The sequence below is a fragment of the Streptomyces lavendulae subsp. lavendulae genome (assembly GCF_002803845.1).
Lineage (GTDB): Bacteria > Actinomycetota > Actinomycetes > Streptomycetales > Streptomycetaceae > Streptomyces > Streptomyces lavendulae.
Map to the genome: position 1 here is coordinate 1728927 of NZ_CP024985.1, position 20970 is coordinate 1749896.

The 20970-nt window shown below is 74.4% G+C and carries 18 protein-coding genes and 1 riboswitch; of the genes, 11 read left to right on the top strand and 7 right to left on the bottom strand.

Annotated elements, in window-relative coordinates:
- The first annotated feature begins 3 nt into the window (after positions 1-3).
- The 4 genes from SLAV_RS07855 to SLAV_RS07870 all read left to right on the top strand — a co-directional run bounded on the left by SLAV_RS07855 (position 4) and on the right by SLAV_RS07870 (position 5018).
- Entirely contained in the window at positions 4-2838 is a 2835-nt protein-coding gene (locus SLAV_RS07855; RefSeq protein WP_030234912.1) for an ABC transporter permease subunit, read from the top strand.
- Positions 2835-3605, top strand: a complete 771-nt coding sequence (locus tag SLAV_RS07860; RefSeq protein WP_030234914.1) for an ABC transporter ATP-binding protein — start codon at positions 2835-2837, stop codon at positions 3603-3605. The genes SLAV_RS07855 and SLAV_RS07860 overlap by 4 nt, the downstream gene beginning before the upstream one ends.
- Positions 3606-3732: 127 nt before the next feature.
- Positions 3733-4581: an aldo/keto reductase gene (locus SLAV_RS07865; RefSeq protein ID WP_030234916.1), complete on the top strand. Its 849-nt coding sequence runs from the start codon at positions 3733-3735 to the stop codon at positions 4579-4581.
- Positions 4582-4592: 11 nt separating this feature from the next.
- Positions 4593-5018 (top strand): RICIN domain-containing protein, encoded by a 426-nt coding sequence (locus SLAV_RS07870; protein WP_030234918.1) that lies wholly within the window; start codon positions 4593-4595, stop codon positions 5016-5018.
- Between the two features lie 279 nt (positions 5019-5297).
- Here the strand turns inward: SLAV_RS07870 and SLAV_RS07880 are convergent, their stop codons facing one another.
- A complete protein-coding gene (locus SLAV_RS07880; RefSeq protein WP_030234921.1) occupies positions 5298-5603 on the bottom strand; it encodes a 4a-hydroxytetrahydrobiopterin dehydratase in 306 nt (101 codons plus the stop codon).
- A gap of 170 nt (positions 5604-5773) precedes the next feature.
- On the opposite strand from SLAV_RS07880, the gene SLAV_RS07885 reads away from it, so the two are divergent.
- Together SLAV_RS07885 and SLAV_RS07890 are read left to right on the top strand one after the other, a co-directional pair.
- The gene (locus SLAV_RS07885) at positions 5774-7567 is read left to right on the top strand and encodes a hydroxysqualene dehydroxylase (protein WP_030234923.1); all 1794 of its coding nucleotides are present in this window, start codon (positions 5774-5776) and stop codon (positions 7565-7567) included.
- A gap of 23 nt (positions 7568-7590) precedes the next feature.
- The gene (locus SLAV_RS07890; RefSeq protein ID WP_030234926.1) at positions 7591-8409 is read left to right on the top strand and encodes a helix-turn-helix domain-containing protein; all 819 of its coding nucleotides are present in this window, start codon (positions 7591-7593) and stop codon (positions 8407-8409) included.
- Here the strand turns inward: SLAV_RS07890 and SLAV_RS07895 are convergent.
- Positions 8395-8820, bottom strand: a complete 426-nt coding sequence (locus tag SLAV_RS07895) for a hypothetical protein (protein WP_030234928.1) — start codon at positions 8818-8820, stop codon at positions 8395-8397. The two genes, SLAV_RS07890 and SLAV_RS07895, sit on opposite strands and share 15 nt — an antisense overlap.
- A gap of 293 nt (positions 8821-9113) precedes the next feature.
- Between SLAV_RS07895 and SLAV_RS07900 the strand changes: the two genes are divergently transcribed.
- The 3 genes from SLAV_RS07900 (at position 9114) to SLAV_RS07910 (ending at position 12389) form a co-directional block, all read left to right on the top strand.
- Entirely contained in the window at positions 9114-9692 is a 579-nt protein-coding gene (locus tag SLAV_RS07900) for a toxin-antitoxin system, toxin component (protein ID WP_158740766.1), read from the top strand.
- A gap of 73 nt (positions 9693-9765) precedes the next feature.
- On the top strand, positions 9766-11199 hold the full coding sequence (locus SLAV_RS07905) for an NAD(P)/FAD-dependent oxidoreductase (RefSeq protein WP_037687884.1): 1434 nt from the start codon (positions 9766-9768) through the stop codon (positions 11197-11199).
- Positions 11196-12389: an MAB_1171c family putative transporter gene (locus SLAV_RS07910; RefSeq protein ID WP_051841195.1), complete on the top strand. Its 1194-nt coding sequence runs from the start codon at positions 11196-11198 to the stop codon at positions 12387-12389. The genes SLAV_RS07905 and SLAV_RS07910 overlap by 4 nt, the downstream gene beginning before the upstream one ends.
- Positions 12390-12516: 127 nt before the next feature.
- On the opposite strand, the gene SLAV_RS07915 is transcribed toward SLAV_RS07910, so the two are convergent.
- Positions 12517-13386: a bifunctional 5,10-methylenetetrahydrofolate dehydrogenase/5,10-methenyltetrahydrofolate cyclohydrolase gene (locus SLAV_RS07915; protein WP_030234937.1), complete on the bottom strand. Its 870-nt coding sequence runs from the start codon at positions 13384-13386 to the stop codon at positions 12517-12519.
- A 27-nt stretch (positions 13387-13413) separates the two neighbouring features.
- A riboswitch (ZMP/ZTP riboswitch) is annotated at positions 13414-13511 on the bottom strand.
- A 57-nt stretch (positions 13512-13568) separates the two neighbouring features.
- Here SLAV_RS07915 and SLAV_RS07920 point away from each other — a divergent pair.
- Positions 13569-14330 carry a methyltransferase domain-containing protein gene (locus tag SLAV_RS07920; RefSeq protein WP_030234939.1) on the top strand — a complete coding sequence of 254 codons (762 nt, stop codon included), beginning with the start codon at positions 13569-13571 and terminating at the stop codon, positions 14328-14330.
- A 237-nt stretch (positions 14331-14567) separates the two neighbouring features.
- On the top strand, positions 14568-16154 hold the full coding sequence (locus SLAV_RS07925; protein WP_030234942.1) for an RNA polymerase sigma factor: 1587 nt from the start codon (positions 14568-14570) through the stop codon (positions 16152-16154).
- Positions 16155-16242: 88 nt separating this feature from the next.
- Here SLAV_RS07925 and SLAV_RS07930 read toward each other — a convergent pair whose 3' ends face one another.
- The 4 genes from SLAV_RS07930 to SLAV_RS07945 all read right to left on the bottom strand — a co-directional run bounded on the left by SLAV_RS07930 (position 16243) and on the right by SLAV_RS07945 (position 20925).
- Entirely contained in the window at positions 16243-16692 is a 450-nt protein-coding gene (locus SLAV_RS07930; RefSeq protein WP_030234946.1) for an SRPBCC family protein, read from the bottom strand.
- A gap of 43 nt (positions 16693-16735) precedes the next feature.
- Positions 16736-18181, bottom strand: a complete 1446-nt coding sequence (locus SLAV_RS07935) for an amino acid permease (RefSeq protein ID WP_030234947.1) — start codon at positions 18179-18181, stop codon at positions 16736-16738.
- A 75-nt stretch (positions 18182-18256) separates the two neighbouring features.
- The gene (locus SLAV_RS07940; protein WP_199922198.1) at positions 18257-20368 is read right to left on the bottom strand and encodes a phage holin family protein; all 2112 of its coding nucleotides are present in this window, start codon (positions 20366-20368) and stop codon (positions 18257-18259) included.
- A gap of 152 nt (positions 20369-20520) precedes the next feature.
- Positions 20521-20925, bottom strand: coding sequence for a hypothetical protein (locus tag SLAV_RS07945; protein ID WP_030234953.1), 405 nt, complete (start codon positions 20923-20925; stop codon positions 20521-20523).
- Positions 20926-20970 lie beyond the last annotated feature (45 nt).

Sequence of the window (20970 nt, forward strand, 5' to 3'; positions counted from 1 at the left end):
GGCATGGGGGATCTGCTCGTCTTCGTGCTGAGCGGTCTGGTCTCCGGGGCCCTGTACGCACTGCTGGCCACCGGGCTGGTGCTGTCGTACTCGGCGTCCGGGCTGTTCAACTTCGCCCACGGGGCCACCGCCTACCTGTGCGCCCTGGTCTTCTACGAACTGCACTCCGGGCTCGGCTGGCCCGCGGTCCCGGCGGCCCTGCTGGTGGTCTGCGTACTGGCGCCCGGACTCGGGTGGGGGCTGGACCGGATGATGTTCCGGCGGCTCGCGCGGGTCGGGGAGAGCGCGCAGATCGTGGCGACCATCGGCCTGCTGGTGGCGCTCCCGGCCGCCGGACTGTGGGCGGTGGAACTGCTCGCGGACGCGGGCGCGCCGGTCAGGCCGGCGGAGAACCAGTTCGGGCTGCCGGGGGTCGGGCCGAGCCCGGCGAGGTCGTGGCGGCTCGCGGACGGCGTCGGCGTCGACTCCGACCAGCTGATCACCTGGGCGGTCACGGCGCTGGTGGCGGCGGCCCTGTGGGTGCTGCTGCGGCACACCCGGCTGGGGCTGCGGCTGCGGGCCTCCGTGGACGACCGGTCGCTGACCGAGCTGCGCGGGATCAGCGCCGACCGGCTGTCGTCGGTCGCGTGGATGATCGCGTCCGGGCTGGCGGGCCTCGCCGGGGTGCTGGCGACCCCGCTGCTGGGGCTGTCCGCGCACGACTTCACCCTGTTCCTCTTCGTGTCCGCGACGGCCGCGGTGATCGGGCGGTTCGCCTCCGTGCCGCTGGCGTTCGCGGGCGGGCTGGGACTGGGGGTGCTGCAGAACCTGGTCGCCGGGTACGCGTCCTTCGCCGAGTCGGTCACCGGCTTCAGGACGGCTGTGCCCTTCCTCATCCTGTTCGGCGGACTGCTGGTGCTGACCCGGCGGGCGCGGACGGCCGGGGTCGCCTCGGCGGACTCGCCGCCGCCGGACCATCTGGCCGGGGCCCCGTGGGGACGGCGCTGGGGGGTGTGGGCGGCCGGGGCCGGGCTGCTGTGCGTGGCCCTCTACACCGTCACCACCCCGTTCTGGAGCGGGCTGCTCGCGCAGGGGCTCGCCGTCGGCCTGGTGTTCCTGTCCTTCACGGTGGTGACCGGACTCGGTGCGATGGTCTCCCTGGCGCAGGCCACCTTCGTGACCGCCTCCGCACTCGTGGCGGGGCTGCTGATGAGCCGGGGCTGGCCGTTCGTGGCGGCGCTGGCGGTCGGCACCTGCGCGGCCGCCGCGCTGGGGGCGCTGGTCGCACTGCCCGCCCTGCGGCTCGGCGGACGGTCGCTGGCGCTGGCCACCCTGGCGCTGGCGTTCCTGGCCGACCAGGTGCTGTTCCAGATGCGGTGGCTGCGGGGCGGGGACGCCGGGTGGGCGGTGCCGAGGCCCGTGGTCGGGCCGGTGGACCTGTCCGACGACCGGGCGCTGGGAGTGGCGCTGGTGGTACTGATCGCGCTGGTGGCGGCCGGGCTGGGGGCGCTGCGCGACTCGCCGTCGGGGCGGGCGATGCTGGCCGTGCGGTCGGCTCCGGCGGCGGCGATGGCCTCGGGGGTGTCCGTGCTGCGCACGAAGCTGCTGCTGTTCACCCTGTCGGCGGGGCTGGCGGGCTTCGGGGGCGTGATGTACGCCTCGTACAACACCCGGATCGCGGCCACGGACTTCACCGCGATGACGGGGCTGGTGTGGCTGGCGGTGGTGGTCGCGGCCGGGGTGCGGAGGCCGCCGTACGCGGTGGTGGCCGGGCTGGTGTACGCGGTGGCCCCGCGGCTGCTGTCGGACTGGGTGACGGAGTCGGCGCACCTGCCGGTGATCCTGTTCGGGCTGGCCGGACTGGCGCTGGCCAACGACCCCGACGGGTACTGCGCGGCCGTTCCCCTGCGCTGGGCGAAGCGGAGGGCCCGTGCCGGGGCCGGCCGGACGGCGGCTCCGCGGGCCGGGACGGCCCCCGGGGCGGAGCCTGCCCCGCCGGCCGCGCCGCGCTCGGGGCAGCCGTCCGACGCGGCGGGCGCCCGCCCCGGGCTCCCGGCCGGGGTTCCGGGACCGGCCCCCTCGGGGCGGGCCCCGGCCCCGCCCGGTACCGGTGGGACCCCGGCCCGGCGCGGCGTGGTGCCGGGGCCCGCGCTCCCCGCCGGGCGCGGGGTCGCGCTGGAGCTGCGCGGGATCCGGGCCGGGTACGACGGGGGGAACGTGCTGTGCGGGGTGGACCTCGGTGTGCGGCGCGGGGAGGTGCTGGCGGTGCTCGGGCCCAACGGGGCCGGGAAGAGCACCGCCTGCCGGGTTGCCGCCGGGCTGCTGCCCGCCACCGGCGGGTCGGTCCTGGTGGCCGGGCGGGACGCCACGCGCGACGGGCCCGTACGGCGGGCCCGGGCCGGGGTGCTGCTCGCTCCCGAGGGGCGGGGGATCTTCCCGGCGCTCACCCTGGAGGAGAACCTCGCCCTGTACCTGGAGGACGCCGGGGATCGGCGGGCCGTGTACGACCGTTTCCCCCGGCTCGGCGAGCGGCGCGGGGTGGCCGCCGGGGCCCTGTCGGGCGGGGAGCAGCAGATGCTGTCGCTGGCCCCGCTGTTGCAGCGCCCGCCGGCGGTGCTGATCGCCGACGAGCCCTCGCTCGGCCTCGCGCCGCGCCTCGTGGAGGAGGTGTACGCGCTGCTGGCCGAGCTCCGCGGGGCGGGTTGCGCGGTGCTGCTGGTGGAGGAGAGGGCCGACGCCGTGCTCGGGATCGCCGACAGCATCGCCTTCCTCGCCCGGGGCCGGGTCTCCTGGTGCGGCCCGCGGGCCGAGGTGGACGCGGAGCGGCTCACCGAGTCCTACCTGGGGGTGGCGCGGTGAGCGGGTACGTGTTCGAGGCGCGCGGGGTGGGCGTGCGGTTCGGCGGGGTGCGGGCCCTGACCGGGGTGGACCTCGGGGTCCGGGCCGGGGAGGTGTGCGGGCTGATCGGGCCGAACGGGGCCGGGAAGACCACCCTGTTCGACGTGCTGTCGGGGATCCTGCGGCCGGACCGGGGGCGGATCCTCCTCGACGGGGTGGACGTCACTCGCCGTTCCCCGGTGTGGCGGGCCCGGTACGGCGTGCGCAGGACCTTCCAGCGGCGGCAACTGTTCGGGCAGTTGAGCGTGGCCGACAACGTGCTCGTCGCCCAGGAGTGGCGGGGCGGCGGGGGCGGTCTGGCCGCCGACCTGCTGGCGGCGCCGGGCCGGCGGGCGCGGGAACGGGCCCGCCGGGAGCGGGGCGCGGCGCTGCTGGCGGAGTGCGGGATCGGGGAGCTGGGGCCCTCGTACGCGGGCGGGCTGCCGGCCGGCCGGGGCCGGATGGTGGAGCTGGCCCGGGCGGTGGCCGACCGGCCGCGGGTGCTGCTGCTGGACGAGCCCGCCTCGGGGCTGTCGGGCACGGAGCGGGAGCGGCTCGCCGCGGTGGTGCGCAGGCTCGCCGGGGAGGAGGGCTGCGCGGTGCTGCTCGTCGAGCACGACGTGGCCTTCGTGATGGAGCTGTGCGCGCGGGTGGTGGTCCTGGACCTCGGCACGGTCCTCGCCGAGGGAACCCCGGCCGAGATCCGGGCGGACCCCCTGGTCCGGGAGGCGTACCTGGGCCCGCGCTGAGCCCTGCCCGGTGAGTCCGGGTGGGGGCGGGTCGGTGGTGGGAATAGGAGGGCGGGGTGGCCGGTTGTCGGGGCTTGTACGTCGTGGCACGGGCCACACCGCACCGAACCCGAGGGAACGACCAGACGTGAAGCAGGTCCCCAGCATCAGGCTCAACAACGGCACGGCCATGCCCCAGCTCGGCTTCGGCGTCTGGCAGGTCCCGGACTCCGGGGCCGAGTCGGCCGTCGGTACGGCGCTGGAGGCCGGTTACCGGAGCATCGACACCGCGGCGATCTACGGCAACGAGCGCGGCACCGGCCGCGCCGTGGCCGCGTCCGGGGTGCCGCGCGGGGACCTGTTCGTCACCACCAAGCTGTGGAACGGCCCGAAGCAGCGCTGGGGCCGGGACCAGGTGCTGCGGGCCTTCGACGACTCGCTCGACAAGCTGGGCCTCGACCACCTCGACCTGTACCTGATCCACTGGCCGCGCCCGATGCGCGACGACTTCCTCGCCATCTGGAAGACCTTCGAGGAGATCGCGGCGTCCGGCCGGGCCAAGGCGGTCGGCGTGTCGAACTTCCGCCCCGCGGACCTGGAGCGGCTCCGCGGCGAGAGCGACCTGGTCCCGGCGGTGAACCAGATCGAGCTGCACCCGCTGTTCCCGCAGGAGGAGCTGCGGGCGCTGCACGCCTCCCTCGGCATCGTCACCGAGGCCTGGTCCCCGCTCGGCCAGGGCAAGGAGCTGCTCACCCTTCCCGCGGTCGCCGCCGTCGCCGCCAAGCACGGGCGCAGCGCCGCTCAGGTGGTGCTGCGCTGGCACCTGCAGCTCGGCAACGTCGTGATCCCGAAGTCGGTGACGCCCGCCCGGATCCGGGAGAACCTGGACGTGTTCGGCTTCGAGCTGGACGCCGCGGACCTCGCGGAGCTGTCCGCGCTGGGCTCGGGCGCGGCGGCCCGCCGCATCGGTCCGGACCCGGCCGTCTTCGACGTCTGAGGGGCGGGCGCGTGAACCTCGCGGACGGGGTCTACCGGATCCGCAACGTGGACAGCGGCCTGGTGCTGCAATTGGAGGGCGCCTCCCGGGTGCGGGTCGGCCCGGACGGGCCGCCCGCGCCGGCCGCCGCCCGAAGGTGGCGGATCTCGCCGGTGCACAGCGGCGGCGGGATCTTCCACGTGGTGAGCGAGGACAACGGGCGGCGCCTGGACGTGGCGAACGCCTCGACGGACAGCGGGGCCCGGGTGCAGGTGTGGCGGGCCAATGCCTTCGGGGCGCAGGAGTGGCTCGTCGAGGAGCACCTCGACGACCCGGGGGTGGTGTCGTTGGTCGCGTGCATCAGCGGGCTGCCGCTGGAGGCCGACGCCGAGGGCCGGGCCCGGCAGGGCGAGGACACCGACTCCCCGTCGCAGTGGTGGCGGCTGGAGCCGGTGTGAGCCCGTGTCAGGCGCGTACGAAGCTCCGTACCCGGTACGCCGGCCCGGGCGCGCCACGTCCGGGCCGGGCAGCGCGGCCAGCCGGGCGGTGACGATGCCGGTGCCGCAGCCGAGGTCGAGGCCGAGGTCGAGGTCGAGGTCGAGCAGGGTGCGCGGCGTGCGGCGGGAGCAGGCCGGGGACCGCCGCGGCGGCGGCCCCGGCGCGCGGGACGCCGCCGCGCGTGGCGTCGTAGGCCTCGGCTTCGGCGTCGTGGTCGAGCAGGGCGGCGGCGTCCGGCATCAGCTCGCGCCGTGGGCGGGTACGAGGGATTCGACGCGTTCGGCGAGGTCAAAGTCCTTCTCGGTGACCAGGCCGCCGGCGTCGTGGCTGTTGACCGACAGGCGGACGGTGTCGTAGCCGAGGGTGAGGTCCGAGTGGTGGTTCAACTCGTCCTGCACCACGGCGATGTGGGAGACCAGCGCACTGGCGGCCCGGTGCGTGGCCAGCCGGTAGGTGCGGACGAGGTGGTCGTCCTCGAAGGCCCAGCCGGGGAGTTCCCGCAGCCGGTCCTCGATCTCCTTCTGCGAAAGCGGTTCGCTCGGCATCCGCGTTCTCCTTCCCCGTGACGTGTGGTCAGTTTCCCACAGGAGCGCCGGATCGAACCTTTCGCGCCATAGTGCGACCGGGTGCTCCCACGCGCTATTCCGGGCCCCGGGCGGGCCCCCTATGCTCCTGCGCCGAATGAGCGTTACCACCGGTAACAAGGAGGCGGGGCATGGCGGCTCGTACGGGCGGTTCCAGGCGCGCGTTCATCGCGGGCGCGGCGGCGACGACCGCGGGGGCCCTGTCGGCCGCGGGGGCGGGCACCGCGCGGGCGGCCGCGGAACCGGGCGCCGCCCCCGCGACGGGCCGGCGCACCGTCGCCGTCCTCGGCGGCGGGGTGGCCGGGATGACCGCCGCGCACGAGCTCGCCGAGCGCGGGTACTCCGTCACGGTGTACGAACGCCGGGCGCTCGGGGGCAAGGCCCGCAGCATGGACGTCCCCGGCAGCGCCCGGGGCGGGCGGCGCCCGCTGCCCGCGGAACACGGGTTCCGCTTCATCCCCGGCATCTACCGCAACCTGCCCGACACCCTGCGGCGCATCCCCTTCCCCGGCAACGCCAACGGGGTGTGGGACAACCTCGTCGCCCCCCGCGAGATGATGTTCGCCCGCTCGGGCGGACGCGAGGACCTGCGCGCCCCCATCCCCTGGCCCGGCCACTCCCCCGCCCCGCTGACGCCCGAGGAGATCGGCCGCGCCCTGACCGGGATCCTCCAGACCCTGGTCCGGCTGCCCGCGCACGAGACGGCGTACTTCGTCAACCGCGTGCTCGTCTTCCTCACCAGCTGCGAGGAGCGCCGCGAGGAGGTGTGGGAGCGCACCCCGTGGTGGGAGTTCACCCGGGCGGCGCGGATGTCGACCGAGTACCAGCGCATCCTGGCGATCGGCGTGACCCGCAACATCGTGGCCACCAAGGCCGAGGAGGCCTCCACCCGCACCGTGGGCACCCTCGGCGAGGCCTTCGTCTTCAACCTGCTGGGGCGGGGCGCCGACGGCCCGCCGGACCGGATCCTCAACCTCCCCACCAACGAGGCCTGGATCACCCCGTGGGAGACCCACCTGCGCTCCCTCGGAGTGGAGTTCAGGATCGGCTGGAGCGTCGAGGAGGTCCGCTGCGAGGACGGCCGGGTGAGCGGGGTCGCGGTGCAGGAGCCGTCCGGGGCCCGCCGTACGGTCACCGCCGACCACTACGTCAGCGCGCTGCCCGTGGAACGCGCCCGCCGCACCTGGAGCCCGGCCCTGCGGGCCGCGGACCCGATGCTGGGGCGCTGCGACGCACTGCGGACGGACTGGATGACCGGCATCCAGTTCTACCTCACCGAACGCGCCCCGCTCGTCCACGGACACCTCAACTGCATCGACTCACCCTGGTCGTTGACGGCGATCCAGCAGGCCGAGCACTGGCCCTCCCGCGACTTCGCCGCGGACTACGGCGACGGAACGGCCGTGGACTGCCTGTCCGTGGACGTCTCGGAATGGGACAGGCCCGGGATCCTGTACGGGAAGACGGCCAAGGAGTGCACGCGCGAGGAGGTGGCCCGCGAGGTGTGGGCGCAGCTGAAGGCCTCCCTGAACGACACCGGGACCACCGCGCTCCGGGACTCCGCGCTGCACTCCTGGTTCCTGGACCCCGGGGTCGACGGCCTCGGCACGCCGCACCCCACCAACGAGGACGAGCTGCTGATCCACCCCACCGGCACCTTCCACAACCGGCCGAGCGCGGGCACCCGCGTCCCCAACTTCTTCCTCAGCGGGGACTACGTGGCGGTCGACATCGACCTCGCGACGATGGAGGGCGCGAACGCCTCGGCCCGGGCGGCGGTCAACGCCCTGCTGGACCGGGACGGTTCGGCGGCGGACCGGTGCACGGTCACCGGTCTTCACCGGGCACCCGAGCTGGAGTCCGCCCGGCGGCACGACCTGTGGCGCCACCGTCTCGGCCTGCGGAACGTCCTCGACCTGGGCTGAGCGGGACGGGTTACCGTCGGGGCATGACGACGGCGAGTGTGGGAGCGCTGCTGCGCACCTGGCGGGAGCGGCGCGGGATCAGCCAGCTGGAGCTGGCGGGCCGCGCCGACTCCTCGTCCCGGCACATCAGTTTCGTGGAGAACGGCCGGTCCCGGCCGAGCGAGGAGATGGTGCTGCGGCTCGCGGACCACCTCGACGTGCCGGTGCGGGAGCGCAACGCCCTGCTGCTGGCGGCCGGCTACGCACCCCGGTACGCGCACACCCCGCTGGACGCGCCCGCCATGGGTGCCCTGCGCGCGGGCATGGAGCAGCTGCTGACCGGCTACGAGCCGTACCCGGCGCTGGTGGTGGACGGGACCTACACGGTGGTGGCGGCCAACCGGGGCATCGCGATGCTGCTGGAGGGGGTGCCCGAGGACCTGCTGGAGCCGCCGCTCAACGCCATGCGGCTGACCCTGCACCCGCGCGGGCTGGCCCCCAGGATCCGCAACCTGCGCCAGTGGCGGGGCCACCTGCTGGCGCAGATGGAGCGGCAGATCGCGCTGGCGCGCTCGGAGCCGCTGCGCGCCCTGTACGAGGAGGTGGCGGCGTACCCGCTGCCGCCGGAGCCGGAGCCGGGATCCGGCACGCACCGGCCGGGCGGCCCGGACGACGCGGAGGCGCCCGTCCCGTACATCGCGCTGCCCCTGCTGATCGAGCACGACGGCCACCTGCTGTCGTTCGTGTCCTCGATCTCGACCTTCAACACGCCGCTGGACGTGACCGTCGCCGAGCTGGCCATCGAGACCTTCCTGCCGGCCGACCCGGCGACGGTGAAGTACCTGCGTTCACTGGGTCCCTGAGCCGGCCGCGCGCAGCGCCAGCTGCTGGAGCAGCGCGAAGCCGGCGACCGTGAGCGCCTGCGCCGGGATCCACACCGCGCCGGCCGTGGTGGGCGAGAACCAGAGGACGAGGGAGAGCAGGCTGACGGCCGCCCAGGCGTAGTTGGCCTCGATGACGAACTTCACCGGGAGGACCGGCGGCCGGCGGCGCGAGGCGAGCCGGCCGACGCCCGCGCCGTAGGCCGTGAGGAAGAGCCCGAGTCCCAGCAGGGTCGGCCCGGGAACGCCGAGCAGCCGGCCGAGGGGTGCGCCGAAGAGGGCGTAGGCGAGGCCGTTGCCGGTGGTGACCACGGCGTCGAGGGCGAGGAAGCGGCGCAGCGCGGTCTGCGGGACGGTGGTGCGGGCGAAACCGGCGAACAGGGTCGCGGACATGGCGGATCAGCCTCCGTCGAGGTCGGTCGGTGGTGGTCGGGGTGCGGGTCCCGGGGCCGAGTGCGCGGCCCCGGAGCCCGTGGACCCCACTGTGCCCGCGCACGCGCGCAGGGGTCGATTACCTCCGGGGTCATGACGGGGCCCGGGGCCGCCTTTTGGGACGGCGCTGGTTGGGGGGCGGGAACGGCGGCTAGGCTGCGCTGAAAACAAACTGATCGAACGTCTTGTCGACATATGGAGAACGACCCCGTGCGAGCCGCCGCCCGGCCCCACCCCGTCGGGGGTGAGGCGCCTTGAGGACCACACGGACCATGCGCAGGCTCGGCGCCGACCTGCTGGCCGGTACGCGGATCAGCGGGCCCACCGACGCCGCCGGGGTCATCGGCGCCCTCTGTGCCGCGTTCGAGCGCCGGCGCGCCGGACGGCCGGTCGACTTCCACTTCGCCCCGTTCCCCCCGGACTCGGCCAGCGGGCTGTGGCTGGACCTCGACGACCGCGACCTGATCGTCATCGAGGCGCACACCCGCCCCGAGCACCAGCTCGTCATCGCCTGCCACGAGCTGTGGCACGTGGACGAGGGGACCTCCTTCGACCTCGGTCCGGGCATGACGGTCGCCGCCCGCCTGACGGGGCGCCACGGCTGCCTCGCCGGACTCGTGGAGTCCGAGACGGGGCTGGCCTCGGTGATCCGGCGGGCCGCCGCCCGTGCCGACCTGGGGGACCCGGCGGAGATCCGGGCCGAGACCTTCGGCCTGCACCTGGGCAAACTCCTGCGGCCCTGCCTCCAGGCCCCCCGGGAGGATCGGCTGCCCGAGGCGATCGAGCGCATCAGCACCTCGCTCGGCTGGGGGAGCCCCGGCCTCCGCCGGTGAACCGCGCCCCCACCGGCCGCCGCCCCCGCGCGCCGCTGCCCCCGCCGCGGCCCCAGACAGAGAGCACGCCACGATGACCCAGTCCTCCGCGCCCCGCCACGCCGTCGTCATCGGCGGCAGCCTGATCGGCCTCCTCGCGGCCGCCGTACTGGCCGAGCACGCGACGGTCACCGTCATCGACGCGGACCTGCTGCCCGAGGGCCCGGCACCGCGCCGGGGACTCCCCCAGGCCCGCCACACCCACCTGCTGTGGTCGGGCGGGGCACGCGCCATCGAGCGGATCCTGCCGGGCATCACCGATGAATGGACGGACGCGGGCGCCCTGCGCCGCAGCCTGCCCACCGACCTGGTCACCATGACCGCCCAGGGCTGGCTCCCGCGGTGCGGGGAGAAGCAGTTCAACATCTCCTGCAGCCGCGACCTCCTCGACTCGGTGGTCCGCGCCCGGGTGACCGGCCTCGAAGGGGTCTCCACCCTCCAGCGGAGCCGGGTCCGCGGCCTGGAGGGCACCGCGGAGCGGATCACCGGCGTCCGGGTCGACACCCCCGACGAGCAGGACCGGCTGGTGAGCGCCGACCTCGTGGTCGACGCGAGCGGACGCGGTTCGCGGGCCACGTCCTGGCTCGGGGCGCTGGGCGTGAACGGCATCCGGCGGGCCGAGGTCGACTCCGGTCTCGTCTACGCCACGCGGATCTTCGAGGCTCCGCCGGGGGCGCACGCGGCGGGGTTCCCCATCGTCAACGTGCAGTCCGACCCCCGGGTGCCCGTACCCGGGCAGACGGCCACGATCGCGCCCATCGAGGACGGCCGGTGGCAGGTCACCCTCTCCGGCACCCGGGGCGGCGAGCCCACCGGGGACCCCGACCTGTTCGTACCGTTCGCCAAGGGGGTGCGGGACCCGATCGTCGGCGAACTGCTGGAGGGCAGGAAGCCCCTGACGGACGTCGCCGTCACCCAGGGCACCGCCAACCGCCGCGTCTTCTTCGAGAAGGCGGAGCTGCCCGACGGTTTCTTCGCCGTCGGCGACGCGGTCGCCACCTTCAACCCGCTGTACGGGCAGGGCATGTCGGTCGCCGCGCAGGGGCTGCTGGCCGTACGGGAGCTGCTCCGGGCCAAGGGGCCCGGCCACCCCGGCATCGGCCGCGAGGCTCAGCGCGCGCTCTCGCCGACGGTGAGCACCGCCTGGGAGCTCGCCACCGCGCAGGACATCCTCTACCCGGGGGCCACCGGCACGGAGCCGCGGCCCGGGGCCGGGCCCCTCGGCGCGTACGTCGGCCGGCTGATGAAGGGCGCCACCACCGACGAGGTGCTCACCGGAGCCCTGTTCGACGTCATCACGATGAGCGAGGTGCCCGCCCACTGGCTGCGCCCCTCGGTGTTCTGGCACGTCCTGCGCGCCTCGGACCGGGGCGCGTCCCCGGTGCCGCCGCTCACCGCGGCGGAGCGGGCCGTCGCCGGCCTGGCCCCGGCGGCCGACCCGGCGAACCCCGTCGGGCGGGGCCGGTGAGCGGCGGGATCCTGGTGCAGCTGCCGGGAATCCTGATGGTCCTGGCGCTGCTGATCAAGGCGCCGAGCATGCGCCGGGACTGGGACCAGCCACTGAACCGGACCGCGTGCGCACTACTGGTCCTCGGCGCCCCCATCAACTTCCTGGCGTCGCCGCCGACGATCTCGGCGGTCAACCGTTTCACCGGTGTGGTCAACTTCTCCGCCCCTCTGGTGTTCTGCCTGGCCACCCTGTTCTCCGGGGCGTGCGTCGTCCTCGTCCTGCAGTGGCGGGGCGGCCCGCCCGCGGCCGTGCGGCGGGCCACGCGGCGCACGATCGCCGTCTTCGGCGCGGCCACCATCGCGATCATCGCCCTGTTCGTGATCGGCGACGCGCCGGTGGAGCGGCTCCGGGACCTGGACACGTACTACGCCACGACGCCCTGGATCCGCGAGATGATCGTGTGCTTCCTGGTGGCGCACACCGTGGGCACCGCCGCGCTGACCTGGCTGTGCGGGAAGTGGCTGTGGCGCACGGACCGCTCGCTGCGCCCGTTGCGCAGCGGGCTGGCCCTGATCGTGCTCGGCGGGTCGCTGGACCTGTCCTACCTCGCCGCCAAGTGGGCCTCGGTGGCCGCCCGCTGGGCCGGCCGCGACTGGGTGTACCTGTCCACGGACGTGGCGCCCCCGCTGGCCGCGGCGGCCGGCGTGATGGTCGGGGCGGGGTTCATCGTGCCCCTGGCCGGCGGCTCGGAGGCCTGGCGGGACTTCAGCCAGTACCGCAGGCTGCGCCCGCTGTGGAAGGCGCTGCGCCATTTCGCGTCCCGCAACGTGACGACGGTCCCGCTGACCTGGTGGTCACCGGTGGGGATCCGGCTGATCCACCGCGAGTCGGTGATCGACGACGGGCTGCTGGCCCTGGCCGGCTGGTTCGACCCCGAGGTGCGTACGCAGGCGTACGGGGCCGCGCGCCGCCAGGGCCTGGACGAGCCGGCCGCCTCCGTGGTGGCGGACGCCGCCATGCTCGCCGCGGCCTGCCGGCTGCGGGCGGCCGCCGACCGGGCGGGCGACGGCGCCCCGCGGGCCGGGGCGCGGCGCAAGGACTCCGTCCCGCACCGGCTGGACGCCCAGCCGCTGGCGGCGCTCGCCCGGGAGTTCCGCGCGTCCCCGATCGTCGCGGCGGCCCGCCGGGGAGCGCCGGCGACGGGCTGAGCCGCCGGAGCGGCCCCGGCTGCCGCGGCGACGCCCTCGGCGCCCCCGCGCGGAGACGGCGAACGCCCCGGACCGCAGGGTCCGGGGCGTTCGGCGTACCGCGTACGCGTCGCGCGCGCGGCGGGGGTCAGAGCTCCGCGAGGTCCAGACCGGCCTGCGCCGCCGCGGCCTGCACCGTCTGCTCCAGCAGGACGGCGATGGTCATCGGGCCGACACCGCCGGGCACCGGGGTGATCAGGGAGGCGCGGGCGGCGGCCGACTCGAAGTGGACGTCGCCGACGTTGCCCTCGTTGTAGCCGGCGTCGAGCACGACCGCGCCCGGCTTGATGTCCTCGCCGCGGATGAACTCGGCCTTGCCCACGGCGGCGACCAGCACGTCGGCCTGGCGGACGATCGAGGGCAGGTCCACGGTGCGGGAGTGACAGTAGGTGACCGTGGCGTTGCGCTCCAGCAGCAGCATGCCGGCCGGCTTGCCCAGGATGGCGCTGCGGCCGACGACGACGGCGTGCTTGCCGGTGAGGTCGACGTCGTAGGCCTCCAGGAGGCGCATGATGCCGCCCGGGGTGCAGGAGACGAAGCCCGGCAGGCCGAAGCCCATGGCGGCGAAGGAGTGCATGGTGACCCCGTCGACGTCCTTGCCCGGGGCGATGGCCTCGAAGGCGGCGCGCTCGTCGATGTGGTGCGGGACGGGGTGCTGGAGCAGGATGCCGCTGATCTCCGGGTCCTCGGAGAGCTCGGTGAGGGCCGCCACCAGCTCCTCCGTGGTGGTCGAGGCGGGCAGCTCCACGTGGCGGGAGGTGATCCCGGCCTTGGCGCAACGGTTCTGCTTCATGCGTACGTAGGTGACGGACGCGGGGTCCTCGCCGACGAGGACGGTGGCGAGACAGGGCGCGGCGCCGGTGCGCTCGGTGATCTTCGCCGCGAGGGCGGCGGTCTGCTCGGAGATGCGGCGGGCGAGGGCGGTGCCGTCCATCAGCTGGGCAGTGGCGGTCGTCATGGGGTCTCCTGAACGTCGCTGCGGATCGCGGATCGCCCAGGCGCGCGGCAGTCGACGTACGGAGGTGGGTACGCCGGGCCGCTCCCCGGTGGTGATCCACCCGAACGCCAGTCACGGCCCGCCGCACAGTCTAGTCGACATATCCGGTGGTCGGCCGGGACCCGACCTGGGACGATCGGGGCATGACGCGCACTTTCGACCATCTCGTCGCCGAAGCCGAGACCGTCTCCGTGGACGGCTGGGACTTCTCCTGGCTCGACGGCCGGGCCACCGAGCAGCGGCCCTCCTGGGGGTACCAGCGGCTGCTGGGCGAGCGGCTGGCACGGGTCCGGTCCGTCCTGGACATCCAGACCGGCGGGGGCGAGGTGCTGGCGGGCGCGGGCCCCCTTCCCCCGCTGACGGCGGCCACGGAGTCCTGGCCGCCGAACATCGACCGGGCGACGCGGCTGCTGCACCCGCTCGGCGCGGTGGTGGTGGCCGACGCCGACGAGCCGCCCCTGCCCTTCGGCGCCGAGGCCTTCGAGCTGGTCACCAGCCGGCACCCGGTGACCATCTGGTGGGAGGAGATCGCACGGGTGCTGACGCCGGGCGGGACGTACTTCTCGCAGCAGGTCGGTCCGGCGAGCGTGTTCGAGCTCGTCGAGTACTTCCTGGGCCCGCAGCCGGAGGAGGTGCGCCGCGCCCGCCACCCCGACGACGCGGTCGCCGACGCCAAGAAGGCGGGCCTCGAAGTGGTCGATCTGCGCTCGGAGCGGCTGCGGACGGAGTTCCACGACATCGGAGCCGTGATCTACTTTCTGAGGAAGGTGATCTGGATGGTGCCCGGCTTCACGGTCGGGCAGTACCGGGACCGGCTGCGCGAGCTCCACGAACGGATCGAGCGCGAAGGCCCGTTCGTCGCACACACCGCCCGTTTCCTGATTGAAGCTCGCAAAACGGACTGAGGTCGGACCGGCGGAAGGTGCGGATCCGGCGCGGACGGATCCACGCCGGATCGGTTGCGCGGCCACAGCGTGGCGCAGGTCACTCAATTCAGCGCGTAACGAATCGACTCGGGCATGCGATGAACCGACAGGTGTCCTCGCGCGGCCCCGGAATACAGACCCCCCTCGGGTCTGTTTCCCGAGTTCGCGCGATGATGTCCCGCCCACCCCTTATCTGTTCGCAACGAGAGGCTCCTTGTGTCGCTCAGCCCGTCCCGTACGTTCCCTCCGGAGATCGCCGAATCGGAGGCCCTCGTCGCGCTCGTCGAGCGCGGCCGCGAGCAGGGTCACATCAACGGTGACGATGTGCGCCAGGCCTTCGAGGCCGGCCGCATCCCGGTGGACCAGTGGAAGCGGGTCCTGCGCAGCCTGAACCAGGTCCTGGACGAGGAGGGTGTCGCCCTCCACGTCAGCGCCGCCCCCGCCACCAAGGCTGCCGCCAAGAAGCCCCGCAAGGCGGCCGCCGCCCCCGCCCGCACCGTGACGAAGAAGGCCGCCGCCCCGCCGCGCCCCATCGGCGCGCGCAAGACCTCGGCGGCGGCCCCCGCCGCCGCGGCGGCGATATCCGCTCCGTCGGCCGCCGCAACCGGGGACGAGGCGACGGCCGAGGCCGCCGCCGAGCCGAAGAAGCGCACGGTCAAGAAGACCGCCGCCAAGAAGGCCACGGCCACCAAGAAGACCGCCGCCACGAAGAAGGCCGGCGCCAAGGACGGCGACGACGCCGAGAACCCGGCCGTCGAGGGCGAGGACTGGGCCGTCGAGGACCTCGCCGACGAGGCCGAGGAGGAGACGCCCAAGGCGGGCGGAACCCAGGGCTTCGTCCTGTCCGACGACGACGAGGACGACGCCCCCGCGCAGACGGTCATGGTCGCGGGCGCCACCGCCGACCCCGTCAAGGACTACCTGAAGCTGATCGGCAAGGTGCCGCTCCTCAACGCCGAGCAGGAGGTGGAGCTCGCCAAGCGCATCGAGGCGGGTCTCTTCTCCGAGTACAAGCTCGAAGAGGAGGAGGACCACAAGCCCGCGTTCAAGCGCGAGCTGGAGATCCTCGTCGAGGACGGCCGCCGCGCCAAGAACCACCTGCTGGAGGCCAACCTCCGCCTCGTGGTCTCGCTGGCCAAGCGTTACACCGGCCGCGGCATGCTCTTCCTGGACCTGATCCAGGAGGGCAACGTCGGTCTGATCCGCGCGGTGGAGAAGTTCGACTACACCAAGGGCTTCAAGTTCTCCACGTACGCGACCTGGTGGATCCGGCAGGCGATCACCCGCGCCATGGCCGACCAGTCGCGCACCATCCGCATCCCCGTCCACATGGTCGAGATCATCAACAAGCTCGCCCGTGTGCAGCGCCAGATGCTCCAGGACCTCGGCCGCGAGCCCACTCCGGAGGAGCTGGGCAAGGAACTCGACATGACCCCCGAGAAGGTCATCGAGGTCCAGAAGTACGGCCGCGAGCCGATCTCCCTGCACACCCCGCTGGGTGAGGAGGGCGACAGCGAGTTCGGTGACCTCATCGAGGACTCCGAGGCGGTCGTCCCGGCCGACGCCGTGTCCTTCACCTTCCTCCAGGAGCAGCTCCAGTCCATCCTGGGCACGCTCTCGGAGCGCGAGGCGGGCGTGGTCTCCATGCGCTACGGCCTCAACGACGGGCAGCCGAAGACCCTGGACGAGATCGGTCGCGTGTACGGGGTCACCCGTGAGCGCATCCGCCAGATCGAGTCCAAGACCATGTCGAAGCTGCGCCACCCGTCGCGTTCGCAGGTGCTGCGCGACTACCTCGACTGATCCGGCCCCGGCCCCGCGGGCCGGTGGTGGAACGCGGAAGCCCGCGCCGTTCTCAACGGCGCGGGCTTCCGCGTTCGGGCCGCGTCCCTCAGGCGGCCGGGTGTTCGAGCATGTGTTTCAGCTTCTCCTCGCCCCGGGGCATCTCCTTGCGGGCGAAGGGCCGCACCAGGAGCGGGACGAGGGCCCGCCCGACGCCGTGGCCCTCGAAGTCCATGGCGAGGGTCACCCGGGAGCGCCGGCCGTCGCCGAGGGGTTCGATGGTGCCCCGCACGTCGGGCCGTACGGGGCCGTCGATCCCGTGCAGGTGCCAGCTCCTGGGCGGGTCCAGTTCCAGGAACTCGATGGTCGTGGGGAACTCCCGCCCGCCGATCCGCCGGGTGACCTCCACCTGGGAGCCGACGTGGACCGGCATGTGGCCCAGCGGGCGGACCGACACCGCGCTGTCCTGCCATTCCGGCAGGTGGGTCGGGTCCGTCACGTAGGAGAAGACCTCCGCCGGGCTGCGGGAGATGTCGATGGTTTCTCTGATCGCCGACATGGCGACCCCCTTGCGACCCCCTGGTCGGTCCCCTGTGACCACGCTACCCGGCGGACCGGGCGGCGGACCGCTGTTTGCGGGCGGCCATCAGCGCGTAGAGCAGGACGCCCGCGAAGAGGAACAGCACGCCCTGGTACACGGCCGCGTAGCCGGATCCGGCGACCAGCCACATGGAGAAGGCGAAGGCCAGAGCGGCGAGGACGGCGTCGCGCACCAGCCGCCCGCGCCGGACCCGCTCCCCCTGGCCGGAGGCCAGGAAGTAGAGCTGTGCGGCGGTGGACAGCAGGTAGGGGACGGTGGCCGTGAAGGTGGTGACCAGCACCAGCGTCTCGAAGACGCCCGCGGAGCCCGCCGTGTAGTTGTAGACGGTCAGCGCGGAGGCCAGCACGGCGGTGACCAGGACGCCGACCACCGGGACCCCGCGCCTCTTCGTCTCGAAGACCTTGGGGAAGAGCCCGTCCCGGGCGGCGGCGTACGGGGTCTGCGCGCTGAGCAGGGTCCAGCCGTTGAGCGCGCCGACCATCGAGATCACCGCGGCGCAGGCGACGGCCGTGCCGCCCCAGGTGCCGCCGAACATCGCGTCGACGGCGTCGGAGAAGGGGGCCTGCGAGGAGACCAGCTTCTCGTGGGCGACCAGCCCGAAGACGGAGAGGGTGCCGAGGAGGTAGACGACGGCGGCGCCCGCGGTGCCGAGGATGGTGGCCCGGCCGACGTTGCGGGCCGGGTCGCGGACCTCGCCCGCGCTCACCGCGGCGGATTCCACTCCGAGGTAGCTGAAGAGCAGGATCGCGGCGGAGGCCGAGACGGCCCCGACGGGGCTCTGGCCGGTGGCCTGGAAGGGGCCGAGGTTCGCCGGGTCGAAGAAGAACAGCCCGCCGACGGCCACCAGCAGCAGCGGGGCCAGCTTCAGGACGGTCGCGACGAGCTGGACGGCGCCCACGTAGCGGGTGCCGGCGAGGTTGGCGAGGGCGGGCAGCCACTGGACGGCCAGGGCGGCCAGGCACATGGACCACCGGTGGGCGCCGACGGCCGGGAAGAGCACCCCGAGGTAACCGACGGCCGCGACCGCGAGGGCGGCGTTGGAGACCCAGGTGGTGATCCAGTAGCTGTAGGCGGCGAGGAATCCCGCGAAGTCGCCGAACGCGGCGCGGACGTACACGTACGGTCCGCCGGTCTGCGGGTGGCGCTCGGCGAGCCGGCCGAAGACCAGGGCCAGGGCGATCGCACCGGCGGTGAGGACGCCGAAGGCCACCAGGCTGACCGTGCCGAACGGTGCCACCGAGGCGGGGAGCAGGAAGATCCCGCCCCCGATGACGTTGCCCATGACCAGGCAGATGGCGACCGGCAGGCCGAAGCGGCGGGCGTGCCGGTCCCCGGGGCGGGCACCCGACGGGGCGGCGGCGGACCCGGGGGCCGTGGGTGCCTCGGGGGCCGTGGGGGCTTCGGGGGCCCGGTCGGCCTCGGTCGGCGGGGCTGCGGTGCTGGTCATCGGTGGTGCGCCTCGGGATGTCTCACATGGTGGGCAGGTCAGCACATGGTTGACCACGCCGGAGTCGGCACCAAATCACCGGTTTTCGTCCGGCGCCGACACCCCTGCGGAAGGAAGGGTTCCGCCCAGCGGGCCGTCCGGCCGGTGATCTTCCGGACGCCGGCCGGTGCCCGTCAGCGGGACCTGCGGGCCGTCCGCCTCCCGCAGCCAGCGGCGCAGTACGTGGTGCACGGCCTCCGCGCCGACCGGCGCCGGGCCGGGATCCGACAGCTCCGTCGGCCACATCAGGAAGGGGTGGCCCTGCTCCCCGCCGAGGCCCCCGTGCGAGCCGATCTGCTCCTCGAAGGCGTGCACGGCCCCGGTCTCCGGGTCGTAGGCCGAGTTGACCATGATGTCCGCCGCGTGCGGGAACGAGTCCGTCCGGCGGACCGCGTCGGCCGCGCCCGGGCCGAAGGCCGCCAGCAGCTCCTCCGCCGCGCCGGGCACGTCCAGCCGGGCCGCCGCCCCGCCCGGCCCGAGCACCTCCCCGTCCACCAGGAGGAAGCCCACGCCCGGATGGCCGGCCAGGGTGGGCAGCAGGGCGGGGTGCGTCCGCTCGATCCACCTCCGTGAGGCCCGCCCCGGCACGTCCGGGAAGGAGATCAGCCCCAGGTTGCCCGAGGCCAGCACCACCGGATCCGGCCCGGGCTCCGGGCGGACCTCCTCGTCCGCCTCCTCCACCGGCCGGTGCAGGGCGGCCCGTACGGCCGCGCGGGCCTCGGCCCCGCTGCGGGTCCGGCCGGCCCGGCGCGGGACGGGCAGCCCGCAGCCGGCCCGGACCAGGTCCTTCAGGCTCAGCCCGTAGCAGCCGAGGAAGGTCTCCCCGGGACTCTGGCCGTGGTCCGACAGCAGGACGATCCGGTACTCCCGCGGCGCGTGCTCGGCGACCCGGGCGATCAGCGCCAGGCTCCGGTCGAGGCGGGCCAGCACCTGGTCGGTGTCGCGGCCGTGCGGTCCCGAGTGGTGCGCGACCTCGTCGTAGGCGACCAGGTCGGCGTAGACGCAGGTGCGGCCCGCGAGCATGTCCCCGATCACCGCGTAGACGACCACGTCCCGTTCGATGACCGTCGCGAAGGCCCTGATCAGCGGGTACAGGCCACCGCGGGAGATCCGGGGCGTCACCTTCCGGACCCGGGCGCGCAGCGACTGGCCGATCTCCCGGACCACCTCGGCGGCCAGCGACAGGGTGGTGCGCACCGCGTTGGCCGGATCGGAGAAGTAGGCGAAGTACCCGGAGCGGGAACGGTTGGCCGGGCCCCGGCGGGCGGCCACCGACAGCACCAGGGCCAGTTGGTCGGCGCCCCCGCCGAAGAGGTTGCCGCGGCTGGCGCCGTCGAGGGTGAGCAGGCCGCCGTCGGCGGTGCGCTCGACGGCGCGGCGCTGGAGTTCGGCCGCGCTGGTGGGCCGGTTGCAGACCATCACCTCGCGGGTGTCCTTCTCGTACCAGCGGAAGGCCGGGACGTCGAAGTTCGAGCCGTGCAGGATGCCGAGCTGGCTGGCGCCGGTCTGGCTGGACCAGTCGGTGCGCCAGGACGTCACCCGGTGGCTGCGCTCCAGCCAGTCCGCCACCGTCGGCATCAGGCCCTCGGCCGCGGCGCGCCGCAGCACCTCGAAGCCGACCCCGTCGAGCTGCACGAACACCAGTCCGGGGCTGCCTCCCGGGGGCGGGCCGTGGCGGCGCCGGCGGCGGTCGGCGAGCCGGTACAGGCGGCGCCGGTACGCCTCGTCGTCGCGTACCGCGAGGGCGGTGGAGGTGGCCGAGGCCACGGCGGACATCACCGCCGCGACGACCACCGCGGTGTCGGGGGCGACCTCGGCGCCCCGCTCCCCCGGGATCAGGTTCAACGCCATCAGCAGCAGCGAGCCGTTGAGGAAGAACACCAGCAGCCCGAGGACCAGGGCGGGCACGAGCAGCAGGGCGCGTACGAGGGCGGGCCAGACCAGGGCGCTCAGCAGGCCGAAGGCCCCGGCGGCCCAGGCGGCGGTCAGCCCGACCCGGGTGACGCTGTCCCCGTCGGCGGACTGGAGGCGGAAGTCGGGCAGGAGCGCGGCGAGCGCCAGCATGGTGAGGGTGGACACCGCCCACACGACGAGTACCCGTACCAGTGCGCCGCCCGCGGCCCGCCACCGCAACCGCCCTCGCCTCACGCCGTACCGCCTCACTCCACGAACCGCGCCCCGCCCGCGGTCCCCTCGCCAGCGTCGCACAGGGCGGTGGACCGGGCCGCCCGACACGGGTGGCGCACGGATGCGGTGCACGGGCGTGCGGGAGGGGTGTGCGGAACGGGCGGCCGGGCGGCCTACGTGCCGTCGTACCCGGCGGTGGGCATGGACAGCCGGCGGTGCACCTCGGCCTTCATGGCGGGGGTGTAGTGCGGTTCGTCGAGTCCGGCGGTCTCCAGGCGGACCCCGCGGCGGGCACACTCGGCGGTGAACTCCTCGACGGAGCGCAGCGCGCGGGCGAGGACGCGCCGGTTGGGGGCGACGAACAGGTCGACCTGTCCGGCGTCCACGTCGCACCAGAGTCCGCAGTGGTCGGCCCGCAGCCCGTAGAAGAGCAGGTGGCGGGTGACCACGTAGCCCTGCTCGGCGGCCCAGCGCGCACACATGGCGTGCTGGCTGCGGGTGTCCACGGCGAAGGGGTCGGCGTCGAGTTCCTCTAGCGGGGCCAGGCTGGCGATCGCGGCCACGCGCAGCTCATCCATGGCGCCCGACCCTACTCCGATCCGGGCTCCGGGAGGAGGGGGCCG

What these genes read in the sequence shown, in the direction of transcription:
- SLAV_RS07855 (WP_030234912.1), top strand. Translation starts at nt 4, where the DNA reads ATGGGGGATCTGCTCGTCTTCGTGCTGAGCGGTCTGGTCTCCGGGGCC.
- SLAV_RS07880 (WP_030234921.1), bottom strand. Translation starts at nt 5,603, where the DNA reads ATGCCGAGCGAACCGCTTTCGCAGAAGGAGATCGAGGACCGGCTGCGG.
- SLAV_RS07885 (WP_030234923.1), top strand. Translation starts at nt 5,774, where the DNA reads ATGGCGGCTCGTACGGGCGGTTCCAGGCGCGCGTTCATCGCGGGCGCG.
- SLAV_RS07890 (WP_030234926.1), top strand. Translation starts at nt 7,591, where the DNA reads ATGACGACGGCGAGTGTGGGAGCGCTGCTGCGCACCTGGCGGGAGCGG.
- SLAV_RS07895 (WP_030234928.1), bottom strand. Translation starts at nt 8,820, where the DNA reads ATGTCCGCGACCCTGTTCGCCGGTTTCGCCCGCACCACCGTCCCGCAG.
- SLAV_RS07905 (WP_037687884.1), top strand. Translation starts at nt 9,766, where the DNA reads ATGACCCAGTCCTCCGCGCCCCGCCACGCCGTCGTCATCGGCGGCAGC.
- SLAV_RS07915 (WP_030234937.1), bottom strand. Translation starts at nt 13,386, where the DNA reads ATGACGACCGCCACTGCCCAGCTGATGGACGGCACCGCCCTCGCCCGC.
- SLAV_RS07920 (WP_030234939.1), top strand. Translation starts at nt 13,569, where the DNA reads ATGACGCGCACTTTCGACCATCTCGTCGCCGAAGCCGAGACCGTCTCC.
- SLAV_RS07930 (WP_030234946.1), bottom strand. Translation starts at nt 16,692, where the DNA reads ATGTCGGCGATCAGAGAAACCATCGACATCTCCCGCAGCCCGGCGGAG.
- SLAV_RS07935 (WP_030234947.1), bottom strand. Translation starts at nt 18,181, where the DNA reads ATGACCAGCACCGCAGCCCCGCCGACCGAGGCCGACCGGGCCCCCGAA.
- SLAV_RS07945 (WP_030234953.1), bottom strand. Translation starts at nt 20,925, where the DNA reads ATGGATGAGCTGCGCGTGGCCGCGATCGCCAGCCTGGCCCCGCTAGAG.